The sequence below is a fragment of the Nocardia cyriacigeorgica genome, assembly GCF_005863245.1.
Lineage (GTDB): Bacteria > Actinomycetota > Actinomycetes > Mycobacteriales > Mycobacteriaceae > Nocardia > Nocardia cyriacigeorgica_C.
In genome coordinates this window covers 374,527-387,193 of sequence record NZ_VBUT01000003.1, presented here as the reverse complement: position 1 = coordinate 387,193, position 12,667 = coordinate 374,527, and the positions used below count along the sequence as shown (strand labels likewise).

Genomic DNA, 12,667 nt, shown 5'->3' with positions numbered 1-12,667 from the left:
CCGTAGGTTCGGCATTGCCCGGGTGCGGTTGCCCGGGTGCCGCTGCCGTTGTGACCGGCGGTCCCGGCCCCGCGACCCGGCCGAAGGCCAAGGCGTCGGCAATGTGGAATCCGGCCGTCCTCGGCCGATCGGGAGCGACCGAGAACGATCCCCTGGTGCGCCGACGCCCGCGGTCCGAGTGGGCGGAGCCGGGGGCGCGGGCAACCCATCACATTCAGGCGCGGATCTTGGCGATCACCGCGTCGACGGCGGAATCGGCGGGGATGTCCTCGGATTCGCCGGTGAACCGGTTGCGCAATTCGACCTTGCCGTCGGCCCAGCCGCGGCCGATGACGAGCACCCACGGCATGCCGAGCAGTTCGGCGTCCTTGAACTTGACGCCGGGCGAGGCGGTGCGGTCGTCGAAGAGGACGTCGAGCCCCTGAGCGTCGAGACCGGCGACGACGGCTTCGGCGCCTTCGCGGGCGGCGGCGTCCTTGTTGGCGATGACGACGTGGACGTCGAACGGCGCGGCCGCGGCCGGCCAGCGCAGGCCCTTGTCGTCGTGCTGCTGTTCGGCGATCACCGCGACCATCCGGGAGACGCCGATGCCGTAGGAGCCCATGACCAGGCGGACCGGCTTGCCGTTCTCGCCGAGCACATCGACCTCGAAGGCGTCGGTGTATTTGTAGCCGAGCTGGAAGATGTGGCCGATCTCGATGCCACGCGCGGACACCAGCGTGCCGCGCCCGTCGGGCGAGGGATCGCCGTCGCGGACCTCGGCGGCTTCGATGGTGCCGTCGGGGGTGAAATCACGTCCGGCGACCAGGCCGACCACATGCTTGCCCGGCTCGTCGGCGCCGGTGATCCACGAGGTGCCTGCCACCACGCGCGGGTCGACCAGGTAGCGGATGCCGTTGGCTTGCAGCGCCTTCGGGCCGATGTAGCCCTTGACCAGGAAGGGGTTGGCGGCGAAGTCGGCGTCGGTGAGCAGCTCGACCTCGGCCGGCTCCACCGACGCACCCAGGCGTTTGTCGTCGACCTCGCGGTCACCGGGGACGCCGATGCCGACGATCTCGGACTTGCCGTCCGGATGCCGCAGCTTCACCATGACGTTCTTCAAGGTGTCGGCCGCGGTCACCGGCCGCCCGTAGCGCTCGGCCAGGCCCGCGTTGTTGGCCCAGTCGACCAGGGTCGCGATGGCCGGGGTGTCGGGGGTGTCGTGGACAACGGCTTCGGGCTGTCCCTCGATGGGCAGCGCGGGCGGCGCGGGGGTGACCACGGCCTCGACATTGGCGGCGTAACCGGATTCGGGGCAGCGCACGTAGGTGTCCTCACCGACGGGGCTGTCGGCGAGGAACTCCTCGGACGCGCTGCCGCCCATGGCGCCGGAGGTGGCAGCCACGATGACGTAGGAGACGCCGAGCCGGTCGAAGATGCGCTGGTAGGCCTCGCGGTGGGCGTTGTAGCTGGCCTTCAGGCCCGCCTCGTCGAGGTCGAAGGAGTAGGAGTCCTTCATCACGAACTCGCGCCCGCGCAGGATGCCCGCCCGCGGACGTTCCTCGTCGCGGTACTTGTCCTGGATCTGATAGAGCGTGACCGGCAGATCCTTGTAGGAGTTGTATTCCCCCTTGACGGTGAGCGCGAACAGCTCCTCGTGGGTGGGGCCGAGCAGATAGTCCGCGCCCTTGCGGTCCTTGAGCCGGAACAGCGCGTCGCCGTATTCGGTCCACCGGTTGGTGGTCTCGTAGGGGTCGCGGGGCAGCAGCGCGGGCAGCGAGATCTCCTGGGCGCCGATGGCGTCCATTTCCTCGCGCACCACCTGTTCCACCTTGCGCAGCACCCGCAGCCCCAGCGGCAGCCAGGAGTAGACGCCGGGCGCGACGCGGCGCACGTAGCCGGCGCGCACCAATAGCTTGTGGCTCGGCACCTCGGCGTCGGCGGGATCGTCTCGCAGGGTGCGCAGGAACAGGCGGGAGAGGCGGGTGATCACGGATGCACAGGGTAGTCGCTGGTCCGCGGCCGATGACACCGGATTAGGGGTTCACGCCCCGACCGCGATCCGGGCGGCCACCGAAACGATCTCGGCACACGAACAGGAAATTGAATTACCCATATGCGGATACCATCAAACTTTAGATCACAAAAATATCAATTCTGCCATGCGAATTAAGGTTTCTGAATACTGTTGAGGAGTCGAAATACCGGGACATACAACCACATAACGGGCCGCTGACCTGCGGGGGTGTCGATAATTCGGGCCGCCCGATCTCCTCCGCGAAATAATGGCCAGCCACCCCTGTCGAAAGGTGAGGCAGTGGTCGACACACACCGGAGAATGATTCGCTGGGCCGCGGCGTTCGCGGCGGCGTCGTTGTCGGCGGCGATGCTGGCCGGCTGCACCAAGACCGATACCGCCGCCGAAGGCGAGCTACTGCGAACGCTGCAAGACCGCGGCGCCATCACCGTCGGGTTCGCCGGCGAGGCGCCGTACTCGTTCGAACAGGACGGGCAGTTGACGGGCGCGACGGTCGCCCTGCACCGGGAGATCTTCAAGAATCTGGGCATCGACACCGTCGACGGCGTGCAGACCGAGTTCGGCGCGCTCATCCCCGGTTTGCAGGCCCAGCGCTTCGACGCGGTGAGCGCGGGCATGTCGATCCTGCCCAAACGCTGTGAGCAGGCCGCGTTCAGCGAACCCGAATTCATGTACACGACCGCGCTGATGGTGAAGTCCGGCAATCCGCTGAATCTGTCGGATATGCAGTCGGTCAAGGACAGCGGCGCGCGCATGGCGGCCATGACCGGTGCCATCGAATCCGATTACGCCGCCTCGCTCGGCATCGACGCCATGCTGGTCGGCAGCCCGCAGGACGGGCTGGACGCGGTCACCTCCGGCCGCGCGGACGTGTTCGCGCTGACCGCGATCTCGTTGAACTGGTTGAAGAACCACTCCCCCGGCGCCGAGGTGGAGGTGACGCCGTCGTTCGTGGCGGTGATCGATGGCAAACCGCAGATCGGGGCGGGTGGCACCGTCTTCCGTACCGGCGACAGGGACCTGCTGGATGCCTATAACGCCGAGTTGAAGAAGATCACCTCCGACAAGGAGCGCTATCTGGCGATCGTCGGGCCGTTCGGATTCACCGAGCGAGAACTGCCCGACCCGAATCTGACCACCGAACAGTTGTGCAAGGGCGAGGTCTGATCGAGCGGTTCGCGCGATGAACAACGTGGACGCCTTGCGCGAGGCGCTGCCGGGCATCTGGGACGGCATCCTCGTGACATTGCAGCTCACCCTCGGCGGCGCCGCGCTGGGCTTCGTCATCGCGCTGCTGCTCGGCACCGTGGTGCGGGTGCGCAACCTCGCGCTGCGCGGCACCTCCCGGGTGTTGATCGAGTTCTTCCGCGGCACCTCGCTGCTGGTGCAGATCTTCTGGCTGTTCTATGTGCTGCCGCTGTTCGGCTATCAACTCGAGCCGGTGTTCTGCGGAATCCTGGCGCTGGGCCTCAACTACGGCGCCTACGGGGCGGAGGTGGTGCGGGGTGCGCTCAACGCGGTGCCGCGCACCCAGTGGGAGGCGGCGGTCGCGCTGAATTTCAGCCCGTGGCAGCGGTTGCACCGGGTGTTGTTCCCGCAGGCGTGGGCGCTGATGGTGCCGCCGCTGACGAACCTGCTGATCCACCTGCTCAAGGGCACGGCGGTGGCGTCGTACATCACGTTGCAGGACTTGACCTTCGAGATCGGCAAGCTGCGCCAGTCCACCGGTGACACGTTGTTCGCCTTCGGCGTCGGCCTGCTGATCTATTTCGTGCTCGCCTATGTGCTGACCGTGGTGATGAACCTGGTGGAGACCCGCGCCAAGGCCAAGCTCGGGCGCGGGCCGACGTTGCGGGAGATGTTGCGGCTGGCGCCGGACGAGCCGGTCGAGGCGGTGGCGCGATGACCGTCGAGTGGAGTTGGGAACGCGCCAGGGAATCGCTGCCGGTGCTGTGGGACGGGTTCCAGATCACGCTGCTGGCCACTGTCGTCGGGTTCGCGATCGCGGCGGTGATCGGGCTGGTGATCGCGATCGTGCGGCGGTCGTTCCCGCGCTGGGTGGCGGCGCCGGTGCACGCGCTGGCCGAATTCGTCCGGCTCACACCGCTGGTGGTGCAGCTGCTGTTCGCCTACAACCTGCTGCCGCAGTTCTCCGCATTGCAGATCGGCATCACCGTGCTCGGCATCCACTATTCGAGTTATCTGGCCGAGGTGTATCGGGCCGGGATCGAGTCGGTGCCGACCGGGCAGTGGGAGGCGGCGCGGGCGTTGTCGCTGCCGCCGTACCGCACCTGGCGCGCCGTTGTCCTGCCACAGGCCATCCGTGCCAGTGTGCCCGCGCTGGGCACGAATGCGGTGTCGATGTTCAAGGACACCCCGTTCCTGTTCGCCATCTCCGTGGTCGAGCTGGTCACCGCGGCCCAGCAGTTCGGGGCCCGCAACTTCCAGTATCTGGAGCCGCTGACCTTGGCGGGCGTGTTCTTCCTCATCGCGAGTTACCCGACGTCTGTGCTGATCAGAAGACTGGAGAAGCGCCTTGCCTACTACTGACGGCCCCGGCCTCGACAAGGACGTGATGATCCGTTTCGACAAGGTGGTCAAGCGGTTCGGCACGCTGGTGGTGCTCGACGACCTCGATTTCAGCGTCGGGCGCGGCGAGAAGGTCACGCTGATCGGCCCTTCCGGTTCCGGAAAGACCACGATCCTGCGGCTGCTGATGACGCTCGAGCGGGTCAGCGGTGGCGTGATCTGGGTGGACGGGCAGCCGCTGACCCATGAGCAGCGCGGCGCGAAGCTGGTGCCCGCCAAGGAAAAACATCTGCGTGCGGTACGCAAGAAGATCGGCATGGTGTTCCAGCAGTTCAATCTGTTCCCGAATATGACGGTGCTGGAGAACATCACCGAGGCGCCCATTCATGTGCTCGGCAGGTCGAAAGACCAGGCCAACGGCCGCGCGATGGAGCTGCTGGAGATGATCGGGCTCACCGACAAGGCGCACGCGCATCCATCGCAGCTGTCCGGCGGCCAGCAGCAGCGCGTCGCGATCGCGCGGTGCCTGGCGATGGACCCGAAGGTGATGTTGCTCGACGAGGTGACCTCGGCGCTGGACCCGGAACTGGTGGGCGATGTGCTCGACGTGCTGCGCGATATCGCCGAATCCACCGATATCACCATGCTCATCGTCACCCATGAGATGCGTTTCGCCCGCGACGTCTCCGACCGGGTGATGATGTTCGACGGTGGTCGCGTGGTGGAACAGGGTCCGCCGCAGCAGCTGTTCGAGGATCCGCGCAGCGAGCGGACGCGGGCCTTCCTGCGGGCCGTGCGCTAGCAGCCGGGGTGGTCGCCGTGCGGTAGCCGGGCGCCGATTACCGTTGTCGGTCGTGCTGGTGCTGCTGCCTCCTTCCGAAACCAAGTCCGATGGTGGCTCCGGTGCGCCGCTCGAGCTGGGCGAGCTGGCGATGCCGCAGCTCACCGCGGTGCGGGAGCGGCTGCTGGACGAACTGGTGCGGCTGGCCGGCGATCCACAGGCCTCGCGGACCGCGCTGGGGCTCGGCAAGGGCGCCGACGCCGAGATCGCGCGCAATGCCGCCGTGCGCACCTCCCCCACCCGGCCGGCCCTCGAGCGCTACACCGGCGTCCTCTACGACGCACTCGACGCGCGCTCGTTCACCAAGGTGCAGCGGGCCAAGGCCTATGCCCGCCTCGGCATCGGTTCGGCCCTGTTCGGCGCGGTGCGCGCCGGTGACCCGATCCCGGCCTACCGCCTCTCCGGCGGCTCCAAGCTGCCCGGCCTGCCCACCTTGTCGGCGGTGTGGCGCGATCACCTGCCCGAGGCGCTGCGGGCCGAGGCGGGCGAAGAGCTGGTGATCGACCTGCGTTCGGGCACTTACCAGCAGCTGGGCCGCGTGCCCGGCGCCATCACCGCGAACGTGCTCACCGAACATCCCGACGGTTCCCGCACCGTCGTCTCGCATTTCAACAAGCACCACAAGGGCCTGCTGGCCCGCGCGCTGGTACTCACCCGCGCCGAGCCCACCGACATCCGGTCCGTCGCCCGGATCGCGACCAAGGCGGGGCTGCGCACCGAGATCGCCTCGGCCACCGAACTTCTCATCATCACCTGATCCTCGCGGTTGGAATGCGCCGCAGACCCGAGGTGTTGGCGAGTGTTGTGAGCACAACTACAGCCGTTTTGTCCGATGACCTGAAGAAGTACGTGGACCAGGAGCGCGTCTACGCCACCGTCGCGACCGTAGGCACAGACGGGCATCCGCATCTGACCGTCGTCTGGATCAAGCGCGACGGTGAGGACCTGGTGTTCTCCACCACCGTCGACCGGGTGCAGGGCCGCAATGTCCTGCGCGATCCGCGGGTGACGGTGATGATCAACCCGCCCGATCGGCCTTTCCTGTACGCCGAGATCAAGGGTTCGGCCACGGTCACCCCGGATCCGGAGCGGGCGCTGCCGGACGAGCTGTCGCTGAAGTACACCGGCAAGACCTACCGGGACTTCAATCCCGCCTGGGTGAACGACGGCGAGCGGATCATCGTCCGCGTGACGCCGCACAAAGTAGCGGGACGACTCTGAGCCGGCGCCGCTGCCGGACTCAGGCCTGCTGGGCTTCTTCCTGAGCGTGCTGAGCCTGCGCGACTTCCTGCGGGGTGTAGCGCAGGGTCAGCGCGAGCAGCCCGACCAGCAGTGCGCCGATGGCCGCCACGAACAGCACCAGGGTGTATCCGCTGCCGAGCGCGACGAGTTCGGCCGCGGTCATATCCGCGGGCTTACCGGTGCGGCCGCCTTCGGACAGCGTGCGCGAGGCCGCCAGCGGTGTCAGCAGACCGATCGCGATCGGGGTGCCGAGGCTCAGGAACATCTGGCCGATCGCCGAGAGCGGACCGATCTCGTCCTGCGGCACCCCGACGAGCACGCACAGCGGGATGAGCACGATGGCCAGGCCCATGCCGAAACCGATCACCAGGAACAGCCCGAGCAGGGTCGGCACATAGCTGACGTCGCCGTCGAGTGTGGAGCCGAAGCCCAGCCCCGCCACCAGGATCACGGCGGCGCCGCTGAGCAGCCAGCGCGGCGCGACCATCATCGCCAGCTTCGACGACAGCGCACCGCCGATACCGATGCCGACGGTGAACGGGATGAACGACAATCCCGCCACCAGCGGGCTGTAGCCGACCACGTTCTGCACGAACAGTCCGGCGAAGTAGGTGGTGGCGCCGAGCACGCCGCTGGCGAGCAGGATGATGACGAAGGTGGCGTTGCGGTCGCGGTGATCGAACAGCGACCACGGCAGCAGCGGGTTGGTCACCGCGCGTTCGGCGAGGACGAACACCACCAGCAGCACCACACCGCCGATCAAGGAGCCGATGACGTAGGGGCTGTCCCAGCCGAACTCCGGCCCCTCGGTCGCGCCGAACACGATCAGCGCGCAGGCCAGGGTGCCGAGGATCGCGCCGCGCACGTCGAGGGTGAGCCGCTGATGGGTGGTGTCGCGCAGGGCGATCACGGCGCCGAGGATGATGAGCGCGCCGATGGGCACATTGATCAGGAAGATCCACCGCCAGCTCACCTCGGTGAGAGCGCCGCCGATCACCAGGCCGCCGACCGAGCCGAGCGCCGCCATCGACCCGAAGATCGCGAAGGCCTGGTTGCGCACCGGCCCCGGTGCGAACGTGCTGGCCACCAAGGCGAACGCGGTGGGGGCCGCGAGCGCGGCGCCGGTGCCCTGGAAGGCGCGGGCCGCGATCAGCATGCCTTCGTTCTGCGCCAGCCCGCACAGCAGCGAGGCCAGCGTGAACAGCGAGACACCGAGCAGGAACATCCGCCGCCGCCCGAAGGAATCGCCGATCCGGCCGCCGAGCAGCATCAGCCCCGCGAAGGGCAGGCCGTAGGCGGTGACCATCCAGGCGCTGCCGGAGCTGGACAGCCCCATCTCCTCCTGCAACCGCGGCAGCGCCAGGATCACCACGGTGCCGTCGAGCACCACCATGAGCTGGAGTCCGCTCAGGACGAGGATCGCGAGCCCGAAGGCCCGCCGCGTCACGGGGTACTGCGTCGTAGCAGCGGCTTTGTCGAGCACAGGGAGTCACTGTAATCGACGGTCACAAGCATGCCGCCCGGTACGTCGGGCGGGGCTGCTCGCGCGTCCGGTCGTTGCGGTCGGCCACCTGTCCTGCCGAGGGCGCCGGCCGTGGCCCGGACGACTATCGGCGGGCGGCCGATACCGCTCAGTCGCGGGCGGCGGAGTCCACGGAGAAGCCCGCGGTGGGTCCGATCACCACGATCGCGGGCGGGCGGATGCCCTCGGCGCGCACCCGCTCGGCGACGGTCGCCAGATCGGCGCGCAGCACCCGCTGAGTGCGCAGCGTGCCCTCCTGGATGACGGTGGCCGGGGTGTCGGCGGGCCGCCCGCCCGCGAGCAGCACATCGGCGAACTGTTCGATCCGCTCCACGGCCATCATCAGCACCAGGGTGCCGCGCAGCCGCGCCAGCGCGGGCCAGTCCACCAGCGAGTCCGGGTGATCCGGCGCCACATGCCCGCTGACCACCACGAATTCATGGGTGACCCCGCGATGGGTGACCGGGATACCGGCGGCCGAGGGCACCGCGATGGGGCTGGTGATGCCCGGCACCACGGTGACCGGTACACCGGCGGCCACACACGCCTCGACCTCTTCGAAACCGCGGCCGAACACATACGGGTCGCCGCCCTTGAGCCGCACCACGAACTTGCCCGCCTTGGCGCCCTCCACCAGCGTGGTGTTGATCGCCTCCTGCGCCATGGCCCGCCCGTACGGGATCTTGGCGGCGTCGACGACCTCGACGTCGGGGCCGAGTTCGGCCAGCAGTTCCGGCGGTGCGAGCCGGTCGGCGACGACGAGATCGGCGCGCGCGAGCAACCTCCGGCCACGCACGGTGATCAGGTCCGGATCGCCGGGCCCACCGCCGACCAGTGCGACGCCCGGCGCGACCGGGGTCGAATCATCGGTCACCACACCCGATTGCAGCGCTTCCAGCAGCGCGTTGCGCACCGCCGCCGAACGCTTGTGCCTGCCGCCGGCCAGCACACCGAGGGTGAGGCCGTCGAAGCGGGCGGTGGCGGGGGTGACGGCGGTGCCGAGCCGGGCGTTGTCGGCGCGCACACAGAAGACGCGGCGGCGTTCGGCCTCGGCGACCACGGCCGCATTGGTCTCGGGTTCGTCGGTGCAGGCGATCGCGTACCAGGCGCCGTCGAGATCGCCGTCGGTGTAGGCGCGCAGGGTGAGCGTCAGCTGACCGGAGGTGGCCATGCCTTCGACCGCCGGGGTGGCCTCGCGGCTGATGACGTGCACGTCCGCACCAGAGGCGATGAGCAGCCCGAGCCTGCGCTGGGCGACGGTCCCGCCGCCGACGACGACAACCCTTCGCCCGTTCAGATCGAGCCCGACCAGGTAGTTCGGGTCGCCCGCTGGCTGGTCCTCGGTATCGGCTGACGTGTTCGGCACAAGTGTCGAGATTACGGGGCGCGTCCGGCACCGGCCGCAGGTACCCGGGCGGACCGCACCCGAAGCGCCTCGCACCCCTGCCGCTCGGCGTATCGTCGAGCCGTTCCGACGGTCACACCCCGGGTCAGGTGGTGCACGATGAGCGACGACGAGAACATGGGTACCGGCGATCTACCGGCACCGGTGGAGCGCGCCCGCAATCCGTTCATTCATTCCCCGCGAGGCGGTCGCACGTTGAGTGCGTTGCAAGCACCGCTGTTCCGGCTGCGGACACCCGCCAACTTCGGGATCCTCACGACAACCGGGCGCAAGTCCGGCAAGCCGCGCAGCCGCTGCGTGCGGGCGGTCCTCGACGGCGACCGGGCCTATCTGGTGATGCTCGGCCCGATCATGACCGGCCTGCCCAAGGAACAATCGATCGCCGCCTGGCTGCGCAATATCCGCGCCGACCCGAAGGTGCGGCTGAAGATCCCCGGCGGGACCAGGACCGGCGTCGCCAGGGAGATCACCGACCCGGTCGAGGCCGCGCATGCGCGACAGATCTACACCACCGCGGTGAAGCCGTTCGACTACGCCGAGTATCGCTTTCATGTCGCGGGCAGACCGACGCGCGCCAAGATCCAACGCCTGCATCAGCATTGGTTCGACAACGGGATTCCGGTCGTCATCGACCTGACGCCGGTGTAGCGGCGGGTCGGCGCGCCGCGCTCAGGGCGCCACGGACAGGAAGTCCGCGAATCCGGTCGGGTCGTGCCGTCCGATGCTCGCGTGCTCGAACAGTCCCCAGCCTTCGGCCTCGCCGCAGCGGGCGTGCGCGACATGGTCGATGACGCCGTACGGGATGCGCCCGGCGACGGCGGGGTCGGTGAGGTCGTAGCGGTCGCTCGAGCTCCAGTCGCGGCCCTTCCACTGCCCGTGCTGCCAGTCCGGGTCGCCGCCGTAGCCGCAGCCCACGTGCAGCGGGATATCGGTCACCGTCCGGACTTCCACGTCGAGCGGTTTGCCGTCCGGTGTGGTCAGTTCGATACGGGCCGCGGTGGGCAACCGGGTGCCGGAGCGGTAGTCGATCGAGACGCGCGGCCAGCCGAGCTGCTCGATGCGTCCATCCGGCCAGACCCGGGTGGCGTCGTTGAGGGTGCGCCTGCCGTCGGGTTCTTCCTGCACGATGACGACGATCGCGAAATCGTCGAAGCGCAACGGCATGTACAACCACCAGAATCCGCCCGACGGTTCCGCGGCCGCCCGCCCCGGCGGTTCGGATTCGCCGACGGGCCGGATGCCCCAGGACCGGTCCCTGGTGCCGGTCCAGACCGCGGGATCGACGGTGACCTCGCGGCCGTCGAGATGCAGGGTGCCCGACCAGGACCCGACCTGCGCGAACCGCGAGGCCTCGATGATCGGCCGGTTGCCGTTGAGGATCAGATGCGGCTGCTCCTGCACGGTGGGGAAGGCGCCGGTCCAGGTCAGGTCGGCGGCGAGCTCCTCGTGCTCGCACACCAGCCGCAGCCGCCGCAACGGTTCGAGCACCTCGATGCGGTAGCCGCCGACCCGCATGTCCAGGCTGCGGTCGCCGAGGGCGTCCGAGAAACGCACCGTGCGTACCGTATTCCCGTCGCGCAGCGCGAGATACGCGTCGGTGACACCGAGGTTCGGGTAGACGCCGAACCCGGTGACCAGCATCGTGCCGCCGTCGCGGTCGTGGGCGTTGAAGTAGCTGCGGTCGTAGAAATTGCGGTCGCTGCTGGCCACCCGGGCCAACGACAGCGGCGTCTGGTGGATGGGAAATTCGTCCAGGGGTGCCGGAGACGAGCCGGGGACGCGGGAGGAATCGGTCATGGTGTCGCTCAATCCCATTCGTAGGTTCCGTCGAGCAGCGCTTCCAGGCTCGCCCGGTGCATCACGTAGTCGTCGCGGTCGTCGGTGTCGGTGTCCTCGCCGAAATGGATCATCCGGCGCTTGATCCTGGCCATCACGATGGCGTGCCGCAGCGCGGTGTAGACCAGGTAGAAGTCGAGATCGCGCACGGTATGGCCGCTGACAGCCTCGTATTTCGCCACCACGTCCGACCGCCGCAGGAAATCGGGCAACCCGGGCTGGTCGAAGCGGGTGGCGATGTCCTGGAAGAACCGGTGCAGGAAGATGATCCAGGCCACGTCGAGTTCGCGCGGGCCGATGGCGGCCATCTCCCAGTCGAGCACCGCGGCGGGCTCGAATCCGTGGTAGATGATATTGCCGGGGCGGGCATCGCCCCAGGTCAGCACGTCGGGGCCGGGATCGGCGGGCCAGTGCGCCTCGAGCCACTCGAAGCCGCGCTCGATGATCGGGATCCGGTAGCCGTCATCGGCGAGGGCCCAGCGGTACCAGGCGCGCTGGGCGTCGACGTGGCGGCGCAGCGCGTCGCCGGGCCCGGCCAGCATCGGGAACCGCCGCACCGGATCGGGAATGGCGTGCACCTTCGCGATGACCTCGACCGTGGCATCGGTCAACCGCGCCCGCTCCTCGACGGTGGCGTCGAAGAGCCAGCCGACGAAGACATACGGCGGGTTATCCGTCGGCACCCGGCCCTCGACCCGGTCCATCACGAAGAACGGGGTGCCCAGTACGCCGGGATCGTTCTCCAGCCAGCGCAGCCGCGGCACCGGCAGATCCGTCGCTTCCGCGACAGCGGCCATCACCTGGTATTGCGTTGCCAGATCGTAGGTTTCGAACACCGGGAACGATTCGTCCTCCGGCGCCATCCTGGCCACGAACGATCCGCCCTCGCGCTGACCGGACACGGTCCACTCGGCGTCGAAGAGCACCGTCGAACTCGACATCCCGCCCGCCTGCGGCCGGGACAGACCGGAGATCGACGGTGGCGCGTCGGCGCCGACGCGTTCGCCGAGCCAGCGCGCCAGGTCGGCGGCGAACGAGTCGAGATCACGATCGCTGGTGGTCAGCCGACGCTGTTCGGTGGGTGCGGGATCGTCGGCCATCATCGTCCTCCTGATGCCGTACAGCCGGGCGCGCGAGCCGGCGCCTCCGGCGTCATGCCGTGGATGCGGAAACTGTAACGCGTTTCAAGTTTGCCTTCGGCGAAAGCGGGAAATAGGTGCGCGGCCACCGATCGCACAGGCGGCATACGCCGAAAGGATGACGCCACATACATCC

The 12,667-nt window shown here is 68.6% G+C and carries 12 protein-coding genes; 7 read left to right on the top strand and 5 right to left on the bottom strand.

All coding sequences use genetic code 11. The features are described 5' to 3' along the window. Positions 1–214: 214 nt before the first annotated feature. Positions 215–1,972, bottom strand: a complete 1,758-nt coding sequence (locus FEK34_RS08295) for a proline--tRNA ligase (RefSeq protein ID WP_138447252.1) — start codon at positions 1,970–1,972, stop codon at positions 215–217. 345 nt (positions 1,973–2,317) lie between these two features. Here FEK34_RS08295 and ehuB point away from each other — a divergent pair, with 345 nt between their 5' ends. The 6 genes from ehuB to FEK34_RS08265 are packed head-to-tail and all read left to right on the top strand — an operon-like array spanning position 2,318 to position 6,608. Then, complete coding sequence (gene ehuB, locus FEK34_RS08290) at positions 2,318–3,184, top strand: ectoine/hydroxyectoine ABC transporter substrate-binding protein EhuB (protein ID WP_138447542.1); 867 nt, start codon at positions 2,318–2,320, stop codon at positions 3,182–3,184. A gap of 16 nt (positions 3,185–3,200) precedes the next feature. Then, entirely contained in the window at positions 3,201–3,923 is a 723-nt protein-coding gene (gene ehuC, locus FEK34_RS08285) for an ectoine/hydroxyectoine ABC transporter permease subunit EhuC (RefSeq protein ID WP_138447251.1), read from the top strand. Next, entirely contained in the window at positions 3,920–4,567 is a 648-nt protein-coding gene (ehuD, locus tag FEK34_RS08280) for an ectoine/hydroxyectoine ABC transporter permease subunit EhuD (protein ID WP_138447250.1), read from the top strand. The genes ehuC and ehuD overlap by 4 nt, the downstream gene beginning before the upstream one ends. 25 nt (positions 4,568–4,592) lie before the next feature. After that, the gene (gene ehuA / locus FEK34_RS08275; RefSeq protein WP_138447541.1) at positions 4,593–5,348 is read left to right on the top strand and encodes an ectoine/hydroxyectoine ABC transporter ATP-binding protein EhuA; all 756 of its coding nucleotides are present in this window, start codon (positions 4,593–4,595) and stop codon (positions 5,346–5,348) included. A gap of 52 nt (positions 5,349–5,400) precedes the next feature. Continuing rightward, positions 5,401–6,144 (top strand): peroxide stress protein YaaA, encoded by a 744-nt coding sequence (yaaA, locus tag FEK34_RS08270; protein WP_138447249.1) that lies wholly within the window; start codon positions 5,401–5,403, stop codon positions 6,142–6,144. A 47-nt stretch (positions 6,145–6,191) separates the two neighbouring features. Next, the gene (locus FEK34_RS08265) at positions 6,192–6,608 is read left to right on the top strand and encodes a PPOX class F420-dependent oxidoreductase (RefSeq protein ID WP_249358872.1); all 417 of its coding nucleotides are present in this window, start codon (positions 6,192–6,194) and stop codon (positions 6,606–6,608) included. A gap of 19 nt (positions 6,609–6,627) precedes the next feature. On the opposite strand, the gene FEK34_RS08260 is transcribed toward FEK34_RS08265, so the two are convergent. Next, a complete protein-coding gene (locus tag FEK34_RS08260; protein ID WP_249357847.1) occupies positions 6,628–8,112 on the bottom strand; it encodes an MFS transporter in 1,485 nt (494 codons plus the stop codon). Positions 8,113–8,260: 148 nt separating this feature from the next. Next, the gene (gene cobA, locus FEK34_RS08255) at positions 8,261–9,517 is read right to left on the bottom strand and encodes a uroporphyrinogen-III C-methyltransferase (RefSeq protein ID WP_138447247.1); all 1,257 of its coding nucleotides are present in this window, start codon (positions 9,515–9,517) and stop codon (positions 8,261–8,263) included. Positions 9,518–9,655: 138 nt separating this feature from the next. Here cobA and FEK34_RS08250 point away from each other — a divergent pair, with 138 nt between their 5' ends. Continuing rightward, positions 9,656–10,204 carry a nitroreductase family deazaflavin-dependent oxidoreductase gene (locus tag FEK34_RS08250; RefSeq protein ID WP_249358870.1) on the top strand — a complete coding sequence of 183 codons (549 nt, stop codon included), beginning with the start codon at positions 9,656–9,658 and terminating at the stop codon, positions 10,202–10,204. 21 nt (positions 10,205–10,225) lie between these two features. Here the strand turns inward: FEK34_RS08250 and FEK34_RS08245 are convergent, their stop codons facing one another. Both FEK34_RS08245 and FEK34_RS08240 read right to left on the bottom strand, forming a co-directional pair. Further along, complete coding sequence (locus FEK34_RS08245) at positions 10,226–11,353, bottom strand: DUF7064 domain-containing protein (RefSeq protein ID WP_249358869.1); 1,128 nt, start codon at positions 11,351–11,353, stop codon at positions 10,226–10,228. 8 nt (positions 11,354–11,361) lie between these two features. Then, positions 11,362–12,492 carry a phosphotransferase family protein gene (locus FEK34_RS08240; protein WP_138447245.1) on the bottom strand — a complete coding sequence of 377 codons (1,131 nt, stop codon included), beginning with the start codon at positions 12,490–12,492 and terminating at the stop codon, positions 11,362–11,364. Positions 12,493–12,667: the final 175 nt, after the last annotated feature.

Coding starts and splice junctions, on each gene's coding strand:
- ehuD (WP_138447250.1), top strand. CDS start 3,920: ATGACCGTCGAGTGGAGTTGGGAACGCGCCAGGGAATCGCTGCCGGTG.
- ehuA (WP_138447541.1), top strand. CDS start 4,593: ATGATCCGTTTCGACAAGGTGGTCAAGCGGTTCGGCACGCTGGTGGTG.
- ehuB (WP_138447542.1), top strand. CDS start 2,318: ATGATTCGCTGGGCCGCGGCGTTCGCGGCGGCGTCGTTGTCGGCGGCG.
- FEK34_RS08245 (WP_249358869.1), bottom strand. CDS start 11,353: ATGACCGATTCCTCCCGCGTCCCCGGCTCGTCTCCGGCACCCCTGGAC.
- ehuC (WP_138447251.1), top strand. CDS start 3,201: ATGAACAACGTGGACGCCTTGCGCGAGGCGCTGCCGGGCATCTGGGAC.
- FEK34_RS08240 (WP_138447245.1), bottom strand. CDS start 12,492: ATGGCCGACGATCCCGCACCCACCGAACAGCGTCGGCTGACCACCAGC.
- FEK34_RS08250 (WP_249358870.1), top strand. CDS start 9,656: ATGAGCGACGACGAGAACATGGGTACCGGCGATCTACCGGCACCGGTG.